The organism is Pseudomonas sp. RHF3.3-3 (assembly GCF_048069595.1).
GTDB classification, from domain to species: Bacteria; Pseudomonadota; Gammaproteobacteria; order Pseudomonadales; family Pseudomonadaceae; genus Aquipseudomonas; species Aquipseudomonas fuscovaginae_B.
This window is the reverse complement of record NZ_CP182250.1, coordinates 2,305,908-2,320,975: the sequence shown is the minus strand read 5'-3', so window position 1 is coordinate 2,320,975 and position 15,068 is coordinate 2,305,908. Positions and strand designations below refer to the sequence as shown.

Annotated in this window: 11 protein-coding genes; 5 read left to right on the top strand and 6 right to left on the bottom strand. The window is 63.2% G+C overall.

The features are described from left to right. Positions 1 to 75: 75 nt before the first annotated feature. The 3 genes from ACMGT0_RS10665 to ACMGT0_RS10655 all read right to left on the bottom strand — a co-directional run bounded on the left by ACMGT0_RS10665 (position 76) and on the right by ACMGT0_RS10655 (position 3,329). The gene (locus ACMGT0_RS10665) at positions 76 to 1,320 is read right to left on the bottom strand and encodes a lipoprotein-releasing ABC transporter permease subunit (RefSeq protein ID WP_054060450.1); all 1,245 of its coding nucleotides are present in this window, start codon (positions 1,318 to 1,320) and stop codon (positions 76 to 78) included. A gap of 67 nt (positions 1,321 to 1,387) precedes the next feature. Next, the gene (lolD, locus tag ACMGT0_RS10660) at positions 1,388 to 2,071 is read right to left on the bottom strand and encodes a lipoprotein-releasing ABC transporter ATP-binding protein LolD (protein ID WP_162491352.1); all 684 of its coding nucleotides are present in this window, start codon (positions 2,069 to 2,071) and stop codon (positions 1,388 to 1,390) included. A gap of 7 nt (positions 2,072 to 2,078) precedes the next feature. Further along, positions 2,079 to 3,329, bottom strand: a complete 1,251-nt coding sequence (locus ACMGT0_RS10655) for a lipoprotein-releasing ABC transporter permease subunit (RefSeq protein WP_273826391.1) — start codon at positions 3,327 to 3,329, stop codon at positions 2,079 to 2,081. A gap of 95 nt (positions 3,330 to 3,424) precedes the next feature. Between ACMGT0_RS10655 and ACMGT0_RS10650 the strand changes: the two genes are divergently transcribed. Further along, positions 3,425 to 4,012 carry a PilZ domain-containing protein gene (locus tag ACMGT0_RS10650; RefSeq protein ID WP_054060448.1) on the top strand — a complete coding sequence of 196 codons (588 nt, stop codon included), beginning with the start codon at positions 3,425 to 3,427 and terminating at the stop codon, positions 4,010 to 4,012. 64 nt (positions 4,013 to 4,076) lie between these two features. Further along, on the top strand, positions 4,077 to 4,799 hold the full coding sequence (locus ACMGT0_RS10645; protein WP_054060447.1) for a glycerophosphodiester phosphodiesterase: 723 nt from the start codon (positions 4,077 to 4,079) through the stop codon (positions 4,797 to 4,799). Between the two features lie 42 nt (positions 4,800 to 4,841). Here ACMGT0_RS10645 and sthA read toward each other — a convergent pair whose 3' ends face one another. After that, positions 4,842 to 6,236 carry a Si-specific NAD(P)(+) transhydrogenase gene (gene sthA / locus ACMGT0_RS10640; RefSeq protein ID WP_054060446.1) on the bottom strand — a complete coding sequence of 465 codons (1,395 nt, stop codon included), beginning with the start codon at positions 6,234 to 6,236 and terminating at the stop codon, positions 4,842 to 4,844. A gap of 166 nt (positions 6,237 to 6,402) precedes the next feature. Then, positions 6,403 to 7,425: an FAD:protein FMN transferase gene (locus tag ACMGT0_RS10635; RefSeq protein ID WP_416772511.1), complete on the bottom strand. Its 1,023-nt coding sequence runs from the start codon at positions 7,423 to 7,425 to the stop codon at positions 6,403 to 6,405. 311 nt (positions 7,426 to 7,736) lie between these two features. Here ACMGT0_RS10635 and ACMGT0_RS10630 point away from each other — a divergent pair, with 311 nt between their 5' ends. After that, entirely contained in the window at positions 7,737 to 9,023 is a 1,287-nt protein-coding gene (locus tag ACMGT0_RS10630; RefSeq protein WP_017906674.1) for an MFS transporter, read from the top strand. 179 nt (positions 9,024 to 9,202) lie between these two features. On the opposite strand, the gene ACMGT0_RS10625 is transcribed toward ACMGT0_RS10630, so the two are convergent. Continuing rightward, a complete protein-coding gene (locus tag ACMGT0_RS10625; RefSeq protein WP_054057095.1) occupies positions 9,203 to 10,666 on the bottom strand; it encodes a glyceraldehyde-3-phosphate dehydrogenase in 1,464 nt (487 codons plus the stop codon). Positions 10,667 to 11,017: 351 nt separating this feature from the next. Between ACMGT0_RS10625 and mfd the strand changes: the two genes are divergently transcribed. Both mfd and ACMGT0_RS10615 read left to right on the top strand, forming a co-directional pair. Then, positions 11,018 to 14,467 (top strand): transcription-repair coupling factor, encoded by a 3,450-nt coding sequence (gene mfd, locus ACMGT0_RS10620; RefSeq protein WP_054063877.1) that lies wholly within the window; start codon positions 11,018 to 11,020, stop codon positions 14,465 to 14,467. A 12-nt stretch (positions 14,468 to 14,479) separates the two neighbouring features. After that, positions 14,480 to 15,046, top strand: coding sequence for a CsiV family protein (locus tag ACMGT0_RS10615; RefSeq protein WP_054057093.1), 567 nt, complete (start codon positions 14,480 to 14,482; stop codon positions 15,044 to 15,046). Positions 15,047 to 15,068: the final 22 nt, after the last annotated feature.

Below are 15,068 nucleotides of genomic sequence, written 5' to 3'. Positions count from 1 at the left end.
CGGCGTCGTTCACCCATGATGCATACGACACCGATCTGTAGGAGCCGGGCTTGCCCGCGAAAACGGTATCCCGGCTTACGAGTAGCGCAACGCCTGCGCCGGCTCGGTCTTCGCCGCGCGATACGCCGGATAGAGCGTCGCGAGAAAGCTCATGATGAACCCGGCCGAACAGATCAACACCACATCTCCCCCCTGCAACTGCGACGGCAGGTTGCTGACGAAGTACACGTCGGAACTGAAGATGTGCTGCCCGCTGATCCGCTCGATCCAGCCCACCAGCTCACTGACGTTCAACGCCGCGATCACGCCGAGCACACCGCCGATCAGGGTGCCGACGATACCGATCACCGTGCCCTGAACCATGAAGATCGCCATGATCTGCCGCGGTGTGGCGCCGATGGTACGCAGGATGGCGATGTCCGCGCCCTTGTCGTTCACCACCATGATCAGCGTCGCGATGATGTTGAACGCCGCCACCGCGACGATCATCAGCAGCAACAGGCCGATCATGGTCTTTTCCATCTTCATCGCGCTGAACAGGCTCCCCTGGGTGTGAGTCCAGTCATCGGCCTTGTAGCCGGCGCCCAGGTCGCCGGCGATGGCGGTGGAGACCTGCGGCGCGGCATACAGGTCCTTGACCGCCAGGCGCACGCTCTGCACCTGGTTCGGCTGCCAGTGCTGGATCTGCGCCGCGTCGGCCATGTGGATCAACGCCATGGAACCATCCAGTTCGGCACCTACCTTGAACACGCCCACCACGTTCAGGCGCTGCATGCGTGGGGTGATGCCACCCGGATCGGGGCTCACTTCCGGGACGATCAGGGTCAGCTTGTCGCCGACATTGAGGCGGAAACGCCGGGCGGTGATCTCACCGATCACCACGCCGAACTCGCCCGGCTTCAGGTCTTCCAGCCTGCCCTGGACGATATGCTGGGCAACGATCGAGACCTTGCCTTCCTGGGCCGGGTCGACCCCGCTGATCTGGATCGGCTGCATCGCCCCCTTGTACGACAGCATGCCGTCCATCTCGGTGAACGGCACCGCCGCGGTGACCTGGGGATTGCGCATCGCCGCGGCAGCCACCGGCTGCCAGTCGTCGATGGGCTTGACCCCGACGATGGTCGCGTGGGGCACCATGCCGAGAATCCGCGACTGCATTTCCTTCTGGAAGCCGTTCATCACCGACAGCACCACGATCATCGCCAGCACGCCCAGGGCGAGGCCAATCATCGAGGTCATCGAGATGAACGAGACAAAACGGTTGCGGCGTTTGGCACGGGTGTAGCGCGTGCCGATGAAAATCGATAACGGTCTGAACATTCGCAGGCCACCGTAGAAAATAATCGAGCCGGCCACCGAGGACACCCACGGGGCCGGCCAGGGCGAATCAGATTGCGACCAGCTTGCCGTCGGTCAGGTGCAGCACACGGTCCATCTGGCGCGCCAGGTTCATGTCATGGGTCACCACCAGAAACGCGGTCTGCATCGAAGTGCTGAGCTCCAGCATCAGGTCCTGGATACCCTGGGCGGTATGGTGGTCGAGGTTGCCGGTCGGCTCGTCGAGCATCACCAGGCCGGGCTTGTTCACCAGTGCCCGGGCGATCGCCACGCGCTGGCGCTCACCGCCGGACAACTCGGCCGGCTTGTGCTCCAGGCGATGCCCCAGCCCTACCCGCTCCAGCAACGCCGTGGCGCGCTGACGCGCCTCGGGGATCGCCGTACGGCCGATCAGCAGCGGCATGCAGACGTTCTCCAGGGCGGTGAATTCCGGCAGCAGGTGGTGGAACTGGTAGACGAAGCCCAGCGCACGGTTGCGCAGCAATCCACGGGCCTTTTCGCCCAGCGCCGACAACTCCTCGCCGGCCAGCCAGACACTCCCCTTGGACGGCGTATCCAGCCCGCCCAGCAGGTTGAGCAAGGTACTCTTGCCCGAACCGGAACTGCCGACGATCGCCACCCGCTCGCCCGCGTACAGCTCAAGCTGCAGACCGGACAGCACCACCACCGACTCCGGGCCCTCCTCGTAGGATTTGCCCAGGTTGCGGCAACTCAGCACTGCTTTATCACTCATGCCCAACTCACTCATAACGTAGCGCCTCCGCAGGCTGGGTGCGCGCCGCACGCCAGGCTGGATACAGGGTGGCGAGGAAACTCAGGACCAATGCCGCGCCACAGACCATCAACACGTCCTCGGCCATCAGTTGGGACGGCAGGTAGTCGATGAAATACACGTCGGCATTGAGGAACTTGTGGCCGATCAGGCCTTCGAGGGCGGAGATCGCGGCACTGACATTCAGCGCGGCGAAGATCCCCACCGCCGCACCAATGAGTGTGCCGACCACGCCGATCACACTGCCCTGGACCATGAAGATCGCCATGATCTGCCCGGGCGTGGCGCCCAGGGTGCGCAGGATCGCGATATCGCCCTTCTTGTCGTTCACCACCATCACCAGCGTCGAAATGATGTTGAACGCGGCAACCGCGACGATCAGCAGCAACAGCAGGCCGATCATGGCCTTTTCCATCTTGATCGCCTGGTACAGGTTGCCGTGGGTACGGGTCCAGTCACGAGCGTAGTAATGGTTGTCGCCCAACTGCTGGGCGATCTCCCAGGCCGTGCGCGGCGCCTGGAACAGGTCGTCGAACTTCAGCCGCAGCCCCTGGACCTGGTCCGGCTTCCAGCGGTGCAGGCGCGCCAGGTCGTCGAGGTTGGTCAGGCCCAGGTAGCCATCCAGCTCGCCGGCACCGACATGAAAGATCCCGACCACGGTGAAGCGCTTCATCCGCGGGAACATGCCCGCCGGCGTCACCGAAACCTCCGGGGCGACGAAGGTCAGCTTGTCGCCAAGGCCGACGCCAAGCTTGGTCGCGGCCTTGTCACCGATGACGATGCCGAAGCTGCCCGGCGCCAGGGCATCGAGCTGGCCCTGCTGCATGAAGCGGTCGATGATCGACACCTTGCGCTCCTGCGCCGGGTCGATGGCGTTGAGCAGCACCTTCTGCACCTGGCCGTTGTTGGTCAGCAGCCCCTGCATCTGGGTGAAGGGTGCCACGGCGGCCACCTGCGGGTTCTGCCGGACCTTGTCCGCCAGGCTCTGCCAGTCGCTGATCGGCTCGCCCGATTCGATGGTGGCGTGGGGCACCATGCCCAGCACGCGATCGCGCATTTCCCGGTCGAAGCCGTTCATCACCGACAGCACCACGATCATCACCACCACGCCCAGGGCGAGGCCGATGATCGAAGTCAGGGAGATGAAGGAGACAAAATGGTTGCGACGCTTTGCACGGGTATAACGCGTACCGATAAATACGAAGAGTGGTCTGAACATGTCGGGGGCTGGTTCGAAGGAAAAGAAGACGTCCATGTGGCGAGGGCGGGTCAGCAGCTTTACACTCAGACCATTGCCTCTGCCTTGGGTTCGCCATGTCGACATTAGATGAAGAAGATCGCCGCGAATACTACCGTATCGAGGACACGATCGCACTGGAAATCCGCCCCCTGTCCGCCGCCGACGCAGCGGGCAAGGATGTGTTGCAGGATGCGTCGCCGCTCTTCAACCTGTTGAGCGAACTGCACCTGAGCGAGTTCGAGTCGCAGCACCTGCTGCGCCAGGTCACCGAGCGCGACCGCGCCCTCTCAGCCTACCTGAAATCCCAGAACAAGCGCATCGATCTGCTGAGCCAGGTGATGGCCATGACCATCCTCGGCGAAATCGGCGAGCCGCAGTCGGTGGTCCTCTCCGAAGGCGGCATCGAGTTCGGCCATGACGTGGCCTACCCGGCCGGCACCCGACTGGCGATCAAGCTGGTGCTGATGCCGCAGGCACTGGGCCTGTTGCTGCGGGCCAAGGTCACCCATTGCGAACCGCAGAGCCTGGGCTCGTTCGAAATCGGCACCGAGTTCGAATCATTGACCGATGCCCAGCGCCAGTTGCTGGCCCGCTATATCTTGCAGAAACAGGCGCAGCAACGGCGCCTGGCCCGCGAGCAGAACGACCCCGAGGCCCATTGAGCCTCGGGGTCATCGTGCGCCCCCGATTACTTGCCGAATCATTTTTCCCTTGTAAGGAGCAGTCGTGACTCTGATTTATGGCCATCGTGGCGCCAAAGGCGAAGCGCCGGAAAACACCCTGACCAGTTTCCAGGAATGCCTCAAACACGGCGTCCGCCGCTGCGAGTTGGACTTGCACCTGTCCATGGATGGCGAACTGATGGTCATCCATGACCCGACCCTCAAACGCACCACCGACCGGCGTGGCAAGGTGGTCGAGCACACCGCCGCCGAGCTGGTGACCTACGATGCGCGCAAGGGTGGCCCCGGCTGGCTCACCGCCTGCCCGATCCCGCGCCTGGAGGAACTGTTCGAGCAGTGCGATTTCGAGCACTGGCAACTGGAGGTCAAGAGCGCCTCGCGCACCCGCGCGGCGACCACGGTACTGGCGATTCGAGAACTGGCACAGCGCTTCGGCCTGCTGGACAAGGTCACCATCACCTCCAGCTCCCGCGAAGTGCTCAAGGCCGCCCTGGAGCTGACCCCGGACCTGTCACGCGGCCTGGTGGCCGAATATGCCTGGCTCGACCCACTGAAGGTCGCCCAGAGCTATGGCTGCGAGTTCCTGGCACTGAACTGGACACTCTGCACCCCGGAACGCCTGCTCAAGGCCCAGCGTCAGGGTCTGCACGTGTCGGTGTGGACAGTCAACGAGCCGGCGCTGATGCGCAGGCTCGCCGACTTCGGCGTCGATAGCCTGATTACAGACTTTCCCGGTTTGGCCACGGCCACACTTGGGAAAGGCTGAAATCGGTCTCCCCGGCCGGCTCAGGCCACCGGCCGGAGCCGCTCAAAAAAGCCGGTTCAGGCCATCGTAGGCAGCTACCCGATAGGCTTCGGCCATGGTCGGGTAGTTGAAGGTGGTGTTGACGAAGTACTTCAGGGTGTTGTTCTCACCCGGCTGGTTCATGATCGCCTGGCCGATGTGGACGATCTCCGAAGCCTGGTAGCCGAAGCAGTGCACACCGAGCACTTCCAGGGTCTCGCGGTGGAACAGGATCTTCAGCATGCCTTGCGGCTCGCCGGCGATCTGGGCGCGGGCCATGCTCTTGAAGAATGCCTTGCCCACTTCGTACGGCACCTTGGCCTTGGTCAGCTCATGCTCGTTCTTGCCGATCGAACTGATCTCCGGAATGGTGTAGATACCGGTTGGCACATCGTTGACATACCGCCAGCTGCCGTTGTCGACGATGCTGCCCGCGGCCGAGCGGCCCTGGTCGTGGGCGGCACTGGCCAGACTCGGCCAGCCGATCACGTCGCCGGCACCGTAGATGTTCGGCTGGCAGGTACGGTAGTTCTCGTCCACCTCGATCTGGCCACGGCCGTTGACCTTGACGCCGATGTTCTCCATGCCCAGCTTGTCGGTGTTGCCGGTACGGCCGTTACACCAGAGCAAGGCGTCGGCCTTGATCTTCTTGCCCGACTTCAGGTGCAGGATCACCCCGTTGTCCAGGCCCTCGACCCGGTCGTACTCCTCGTTGTGGCGCACGGTGATGTTGTTGTTGCTGAAGTGATAGCTCAACGCCTGGGAGATTTCCGAATCGAGGAAGCTCAGCAACTGGTCACGGTTGTCCACCAGCTCGACCAGTACCCCCAGGCCACTGAAGATCGACGCGTATTCGCAACCGATCACCCCGGCACCATAGATGATCAGCTTGCGCGGAGTGTGGCCCAGGCTGAGGATGGTGTCGCTATCATAGATACGCGGATGGTTGAAATCGATGTCGGCCGGGCGATAGGGGCGCGAGCCGGTGGCGATGATGATGTGCTTGGCCACCAGTTTTTCGACCACGCCGTTGGGGCAGACCACTTCGACGGTCTGTTCGTCAGCGAAGCTGCCGGTACCGAAGAACAGGTCGACCCGGTTGCGGGCGTAGTAGCCGGTGCGCGAGGCGACCTGCTTGGCGATCACCTTCTCGGCGCTTTTGAGCACGTCCGGGAAGGAGAACCAGCGCGGCTCCCCGATGGCCCGGAACATCGGGTTGGTGTTGAACTGCATGATCTGCCGCACGGAGTGACGCAAGGCCTTGGACGGGATGGTCCCCAGGTGGGTGCAGTTGCCACCGACCTGACGGCGGCTGTCGACCATCGCGACCTTGCGCCCTGCCTTGGCGGCGTTCATTGCCGCACCCTCTCCAGCGGGGCCGGAACCCAGTACCACTACGTCGTAGTTGTAGACAGCCATGCGTACTCCTCAGAACAGGCCGAGGCACCCCTCTGGCACCTGCGGCTAAATCACGTCGCGGCAGCGACATGAAGGATCAAATCTCGGTGTGCAGTCTATAGATGCGTGAACGCCGCGCACATTAACCCTTGGTCGCGTCGTAAGCCAGCTTTGCCTGCACTACATGTTAATGCGCAGCAGCCTTCGGCAATCTGTCAAACGCCGAATTCGTTCGTGTGACGAAAGCTTTATCGGCACGGATCACAAAAAAAGCAGCGATATCGTGTTTTTCCGCATAGTCCCAACCCCGCTCCGGGCCGAGGATCAGCAACAGCGTCGACAAGCCATCGGCCATCAGCGTCGAGGGATGAATCACCGTGACCGCCGCCAGGTCATGGGTGACCGGCGCGCCGGTCAACGCATCGAAGGTATGGGAATAGCGCTTGCCATCCTGCTCGAAATAATTGCGATAGTCACCTGAAGTGGACACCCCATAACCGTCGATGTCGACGATCCGTTGCGCGACCTGCCGATCGTCCCGCGGCACCTCCAGGGCAACCCGCCAGGAACCGCCATCGGGCTTGCGCCCCACGGCCTTGAGCTCGCCCGTGACCTCGACGAGAAAACTGTCGATCCCCATCTGCGCCAGCTGCGTGGCAATCCGGTCCACAGTGTAGCCTGCGGCAATGCTGTCGAAATCGACCTCCACCGCGGCGTCCTTGCACAGGCGTTCGCCATCGACATGCAGATGGGCATGGCCGACCCGCTGGCGGGCCGCCGCCAGTTGCGCGGCATCCGGGACCTTTTCCACACGCCCCTGCGGGCCGAAGCCCCAGAGATTCATCAGCGGTTCGACCGTCAGGTCGTAGGCACCGTCACTCGCAACGGACAGCGCCTCCCCCGTGCGCACCAGTTCGAGAATCGACGCCGGCATGACCTGACAACGGTTGGCCGGCAAAGCATTGAAGCGGACGATGTCCGAGTCGCCGCGATAGGTCGACATCTGCCGGTCGACCTGGGCCAGGATCGCCTCGACCTCGTCCTTGACCCTGGCAGGCGCCGGCCCGCCAGCACGGCGCACATACTGGAGCGAGTAGCTGCTGCCCATGGTCGGGCCGCCAAAACGCTCCAGCGCGCCCTGCCCGTCGCAACCGGTCGACAGCGCCAGGACCGCACCCGCCAGCCATGGGCCGGGTGATCGCAGAACCATCCTGAAGAACTGAAGAGAGGGCATAGGCTCGCAGTCTGCACAATTCAGAGCTACCCATTATGCGCCAAATTAAAGCAGGCCCAGTATTCATCAGGGCAATGCATGCTTCCCACTTCCCTAAGATCCACGGCGAACGCTCTACCCCGTGGCTTATGCCATTTAGCCAGCAAGCTCGTTTTTTTGTTGCCCGACAACCTTAATACACATATCGTTACAAAACTGTTCTGCCAGCGTGTGCATGCTTGAAAGAGTCAGTAAGGACGAGCAAAACGAAGGATTGCTTATAAGACAGCCAAAGTGAGTGAATAAAAATGGCCTCGAATACGGGCAAGGGCAAGGCGATCTTTCGCGTTGTCAGCGGCAACTTCCTTGAGATGTTCGACTTCATGGTCTATGGCTTCTACGCCACGGCCATCGCTAAAACCTTCTTCCCCTCCGACAGCGCCTTCGCTTCCCTGATGCTCTCGCTGGCCACCTTTGGCGCCGGCTTCCTGATGCGTCCATTGGGGGCGATTTTCCTCGGTGCCTACATCGACCGCCACGGTCGCCGCCAGGGCCTGATCATCACCCTGGCCCTGATGGCCGCCGGTACGGTGCTGATCGCCTGCGTGCCGGGCTACTCGACCCTCGGTGTCGCCGCTCCCCTGCTGGTGCTGCTGGGCCGCCTGCTGCAAGGCTTTTCCGCGGGCGTTGAACTGGGCGGCGTCTCGGTCTACCTGGCCGAGATCTCGACACCGGGCCGCAAGGGCTTCTTCGTCAGTTGGCAGTCCGCCAGCCAACAGGCCGCGGTGGTCTTCGCCGGCCTGCTGGGCGTGGGCCTGAACCACTGGCTGAGCCCCGAGCAGATGGGGGAATGGGGCTGGCGCGTACCGTTTCTGGTCGGCTGCCTGATCGTTCCGGCGATCTTCATCATCCGTCGCTCGCTGGAGGAAACGCCCGAATTCCAGGCACGCAAGCATCGCCCAACCCTGTCGGAAGTGATGCGCTCGATCGGCCAGAACTTCGGCCTGGTCCTGGCAGGCATGGCCATGGTAGTGATGACCACGGTGTCCTTCTACCTGATCACCGCCTACACCCCGACCTTCGGCAAGGCCGAACTGCACCTATCGGATTTCGATGCTCTGCTGGTGACCGTGTGCATCGGCCTGTCGAACTTCTTCTGGTTACCGGTGATGGGCAGCGTTTCCGACAAGATCGGCCGCAAGCCACTGCTGCTGGCGGCGACCATCCTGGCCATCCTCACCGCTTACCCGGTGCTGTCCTGGCTGGTGGCCGACCCGAGCTTCAGCCGACTGCTGATCGCCGAACTGTGGCTGTCGTTCCTCTACGGTTCGTATAACGGTGCGATGGTGGTGGCCCTCACCGAAATCATGCCGACCGAAGTGCGTACCACCGGCTTCTCCCTGGCCTACAGCCTGGCGACCGCGACCTTCGGCGGTTTCACGCCGGCGGCCTGCACCTACCTGATCCATGTACTGGACAACAAGGCGGCACCGGGCATCTGGCTCAGCGGCGCAGCGGTGCTGGGGCTGATCGCGACGCTGGTACTGTTCCGTGGCAACAAGCATGCGCTGCGCACCGCGCAGACCGCGGCGTAAGATAAGAGAAGCTTCGCGGGCAAGCCCTGCGCCTACAGGTTTGGGTCGTACATTGGATTCAGGTACGACTTCGGACTGTAGGAGCAGGGCTTGCCCGCGAAAGATGTCCTGCAAACCATCCTTGAATACGCCTCAAAAAAAACGCCCCGACAAGTCGGGGCGTTTTCATTTGCAGTCGCTTAGCGTGGGAACGCTGGCGGGTTGACCCCGGCCATGTCTTCCATCACGCGGACCACCTGGCAGCTGTAACCGAATTCGTTGTCGTACCAGACGTACAGGACAACACGATTGTCGTTGCAGATGGTCGCTTCGGCGTCGACCACACCGGCGTGGCGCGAACCGACGAAGTCGGTGGAAACCACTTCCTGCGAGTTCACGAAGTCGATCTGCTTGTGCAGGTCCGAGTGCAGCGCCATGTAGCGCAGGTACTCGTTGATCTCTTCGCGAGTGGTGGCGGTGCCCAGGTTCAGGTTCAGGATCGCCATCGACACGTTCGGCGTCGGAACGCGGATCGCGTTACCGGTCAGCTTGCCGGCCAGCTCAGGCAGGGCCTTGGCGGCAGCGGTGGCAGCGCCGGTTTCGGTGATGACCATGTTCAGCGCGGCGCTGCGGCCACGGCGATCGCCCTTGTGGAAGTTGTCGATCAGGTTCTGGTCGTTGGTGTACGAGTGAACGGTTTCAACGTGACCGTTGACGATACCGAACTTGTCGTTGACCGCCTTCAGTACCGGAACGATGGCGTTGGTGGTGCAGGACGCCGCCGAAACGATCTTGTCCTCGGCCGTGATCTCGGCATGGTTGATACCGTGCACGATGTTCTTCAGCTTGCCCTTGCCCGGCGCGGTCAGGACCACGCGGTCGATACCCGGGCAGGCCAGGTGCTGGCCCAGGCCGTCGGCGTCACGCCATACACCGGTGTTGTCCACCAGCAGGGCGTCCTTGATGCCGTACTGGGTGTAGTCCACCTCGGTCGGGTTCTTCGCGTAGATAACCTGGATCAGGTTGCCGTTGGCGGTGATGGTGTTGTTTTCCTCGTCGATGACGATGGTGCCGTTGAACGAACCATGCACCGAGTCACGACGCAGCAGGCTGGCGCGCTTGGTCAGGTCGTTGTTGGCACCCTTGCGTACGACGATGGCACGCAGGCGCAGGCCGTCGCCGCCACCGGTCTTCTCGATCAGGATGCGGGCCAGCAGGCGACCGATACGACCGAAGCCGTACAGCACCACGTCGGTACCCTTGCGGGCGGCCGCGTTCTGCTGGCCAACCACGTCGGCCAGTTCTTCACGGACGAACTGCTCGGCGCTACGGCCGTTGCCTTGTTCCTTGAATTTCACCGCCAGCTTGCCCAGGTCCACCGAAGCGGCGCCCAGCTTGAGCTCGCTCATGGCCTTGAGCAGCGGGAAAGTCTCGTGGACGGACAGTTCGGCATCGTCGCTCTGACGATGACGAGCAAAGCGGTGAGCCTTGAGAATCGCGATGACAGACTGGTTGATCAGGCTGCGGCCATAGATCGAGCTCACCACATTGTTGTTGCGGTAGAGCTGACCGATCAGCGGAATCATCGCTTCTGCAAGTGCTTCACGATCAATCCACTCACCAAGACACTGGTCGGGCTTCTGAGTCACGGGAACCTTCCACATGTAGGGGCTTAAAAAAGGGGCTACATTATGCCGCCGAGTCGCTCTGCGAGCAATGCGCGACTGTCGCCCTTCGTCACACAAAATTCCCTCGAAAAAATCACGACCCTCACGCAGGCCAGTAAACACGCGGCTTTCAGAGCGCCCTATTTTGGGGCGAAGGACATGACTTGTCTGTAACCCTCCGAAACACAGCTGCAATACCGCACTACATATTCAGGAAAAAACCACCTTTTTTTGTCATAGCCACTACATTTTCCTCGCCACGCAATAGACACAGTCTGCGACTGACAGGCGGCACCCGGGGCCGTTACAATTGATGAATTTGCCGCAACGCTTGGAGCTCAACCTTCCGTGCCCGTTCTGCGTCTACCGCTACTGCCTGCCGCGACAGGCAAACAACACTGGGGCAACCTCCCCGGTGCCGCCCTGAGCCTGGCCATTGCCGAGGCTGCCAGCGCCGCCGGGCGCTTCACCCTGCTCCTGACCGCCGACAGCCAGAGCGCCGAACGGCTGGAGCAGGAACTGAGTTTCTTCGCCCCCGATCTGCCGGTGCTGCATTTCCCGGACTGGGAAACCCTGCCCTACGACCTGTTCTCGCCGCACCAGGACATCATCTCCCAGCGTATCGCCAGCCTCTACCGGCTGCCGGAACTGGAGCATGGCGTGCTGGTGGTGCCGATCACCACCGCCCTGCACCGCCTGGCGCCGACCAAATTCCTGCTCGGCAGCAGCCTGGTGCTGGATGTCGGCCAGAAGCTGGACGTGGAGCAGATGCGCACCCGCCTGGAGGCGGCCGGCTACCGCTGCGTCGACACCGTCTACGAACACGGCGAATTCGCCGTGCGCGGCGCCCTGGTCGACCTGTTCCCGATGGGCAGCAAACTGCCCTATCGCATCGACCTGTTCGATGACGAGATCGAGACGCTGCGCACCTTCGACCCGGAAAACCAGCGCTCCATCGACAAGGTCGATTCGGTACGCCTGCTGCCGGCCAAGGAATTCCCGCTGCAGAAGGAAGCACTGATCCGCTTCAAGGCGCGCTTTCGCGAACGCTTCGACGTCGACTTCCGCCGCTGCTCGATCTTCCAGGACCTCAACAGCGGGATCACCCCCGCCGGCATCGAGTACTACCTGCCGCTGTTCTTCGAGGAAACCTCGACGCTGTTCGACTATCTGCCCCAGGACACCCAGGTATTCTCCCTGCCGGGCATCGAGCAGGCCGCGGAGAACTTCTGGAACGACGTGCGCAACCGCTACGAGGAACGCCGTATCGACCCGACCCGGCCACTGCTGCCGCCGGCCGAACTGTTCCTGCCGGTGGAAGACTGCTTCGCCCGCCTGAAGAGCTGGCCACGGGTCGTCGCCAGCCAGCAGGACGTGGAAACCGGTGTCGGCCGCGAGCGCTTCGCCGCCCGCGAGCTGCCGAACCTGGCGATCGAAGCCAAGGCCAACCAGCCGCTGGCGGCGCTCTCCGGCTTCCTCGAGCAGTTCCCCGGCCGCGTGTTGTTCACCGCCGAATCCGCCGGTCGCCGGGAAGTCCTGCTGGAACTGCTCGAACGCCTCAAGCTGCGGCCGAAAACCGTCGACAGCTGGCCGGAATTCGCCGCCGGCAAGGAACGCCTGGCGATCACCATCGCCCCGCTGGACGAGGGCCTGGTCCTCGACGACCCGGCCCTGGCCCTGATCGCCGAAAGCCCGCTGTTCGGCCAGCGCGTGATGCAGCGCCGCCGCCGGGAAAAACGCGCCGACGCCAACAACGACGCGGTGATCAAGAACCTCACCGAACTGCGCGAAGGCGCACCGGTGGTGCACATCGACCATGGCGTCGGCCGCTATCTGGGGCTGGCGACCCTGGAAATCGAAAACCAGGCCGCCGAATTCCTCACCCTGGAGTACGCGGAGGGCGCCAAACTCTACGTGCCGGTGGCCAACCTGCACCTGATCGCCCGCTATACCGGCAGCGACGATGCCCTCGCCCCGCTGCACCGCCTGGGCTCGGAAACCTGGCAGAAAGCCAAGCGCAAGGCCGCCGAACAGGTTCGCGACGTGGCGGCCGAACTGCTCGACATCTATGCCCGCCGTGCCGCCCGCGAAGGCTATGCGTTCAACGATCCGAAGGCCGACTATGCGACCTTCAGCGCCGGTTTCCCGTTCGAAGAGACGCCGGACCAGCAGAGCGCCATCGAGGCGGTACGCGCCGACATGCTGGCGGCCAAGCCGATGGATCGTCTGGTCTGCGGCGACGTCGGCTTCGGCAAGACCGAAGTGGCCATGCGCGCGGCCTTCATCGCCGTACACGGCGGCAGGCAGGTGGCTATCCTGGTGCCGACCACCCTGCTCGCCCAGCAGCATTACAACAGCTTCCGCGACCGCTTCGCCGACTGGCCGGTGACCGTCGAGGTGATGAGCCGCTTCAAGTCCGCCAAGGAAGTCAGCGCTGCCGTCGCCGACCTCGCCGAAGGCAAGATCGACATCGTCATCGGCACCCACAAGCTGTTGCAGGACGACGTGAAGATCAAGAACCTCGGCCTGGTGATCATCGACGAGGAACACCGTTTCGGCGTACGCCAGAAGGAACAGCTCAAGGCCCTGCGCAGCGAGGTCGACATCCTCACCCTGACCGCCACGCCGATTCCGCGCACGCTGAACATGGCCGTGTCGGGCATGCGCGACCTGTCGATCATCGCCACGCCGCCGGCGCGCCGGCTGTCGGTGCGCACCTTCGTCATGGAGCAGAACAAGAGCACGGTCAAGGAAGCGCTGCTGCGCGAGCTGCTGCGCGGCGGCCAGGTCTACTACCTGCACAACGACGTGAAGACCATCGAGAAGTGCGCCGCCGACCTCGCCGAGCTGGTGCCGGAAGCGCGTATCGGCATCGGCCACGGGCAGATGCGCGAGCGCGAACTCGAACAGGTGATGAGCGACTTCTACCACAAGCGCTTCAACGTGCTGATCGCCTCGACCATCATCGAGACCGGTATCGACGTGCCGAGCGCCAACACCATCATCATCGAGCGGGCCGACAAGTTCGGCCTGGCCCAGTTGCACCAGTTGCGCGGCCGGGTCGGACGCAGCCACCACCAGGCCTATGCCTACCTGCTGACGCCGGGTCGCCAGCAGATCACCGCCGACGCGGAGAAGCGCCTGGAGGCGATCGCCAACACCCAGGACCTGGGGGCCGGCTTCGTCCTCGCCACCAACGACCTGGAAATCCGCGGCGCCGGCGAACTGCTGGGCGACGGCCAGAGCGGGCAGATCCAGGCGGTGGGTTTCACGCTGTACATGGAAATGCTCGAGCGCGCGGTGAAGGCCATCCGCAAGGGCGAACAGCCGAACCTCGACCAGCCGCTCGGTGGCGGCCCGGAGATCAACCTGCGCCTGCCGGCGCTGATCCCCGAGGACTACCTGCCGGATGTGCACGCGCGCCTGATCCTCTACAAGCGTATCGCCTCGGCGACCGACGAGGAGGGCCTCAAGGACCTGCAGGTGGAGATGATCGACCGCTTCGGCCTGTTGCCCGAGCCCACCAAGAACCTGGTGCGCCTGACCCTGCTCAAGCTGCAAGCCGAGCAACTGGGGATCAGGAAGATCGATGGCGGCCCGCAAGGCGGACGCATCGAGTTCACCGCGGACACACCGGTCGATCCGCTGGCACTGATCAAGCTGATCCAGGGGCAACCCAACCGTTACAAATTCGAAGGCGCCACGATCTTCAGGTTCATGGTGCCGATGGAGCGTGCGGAAGACCGCTTTAATACACTGGAGGCGCTGTTCGAGCGCCTCACCCCGAAATCTGCCTGATAAGGACGCCGTATGCGCCTGATCCCATCGCTGGCCGTGTTGTTGGCCCTGCTCACCCCGGCCGCCTTCGCCGACGAGCCGTACCAGGTCGAAATGATCCTGGTACGGCAGAACCTCGAACAACCCTTCCAGAGCCAGCCGGCACCGGAAGACTGGGCGCGGGGGGCGAAAGCCATCACCGCCAGTGACGAGCGCACCCCCAGCCTGAACGACATGGCGGCCAAGCTCAGCGCCAGCGGCAACTACGAGGTGCTGCTGCACAAGGCCTGGCAACAGAACCTCGGCGACCAGCCGAGCGTCGTGTCGATCACCGCAGGCCAGGAGCAGTTCGGCCAGTTCCCGGTGGAAGGCACCCTGAGCCTGACCCTCAAGCGCTTCACCGAGGTGCAGGCGCAGTTCTGGGTCAACGGCTTCGACAGCAACGGCGTGGTCAATGCCAGCGAACGCCTGAACCAGACCAGCCAGACCAAGAACGGCCAGCTCAATTTCCTCGACGCCGGCCACCTCGGCCTGCTGCTCAAGGTGACCTCGCTGAACGCCTCCCGCCGCGAAGCGCCGTCCCAGAACCTCGACCAGTGACCGTCCGATGCCGTCGCCCGTG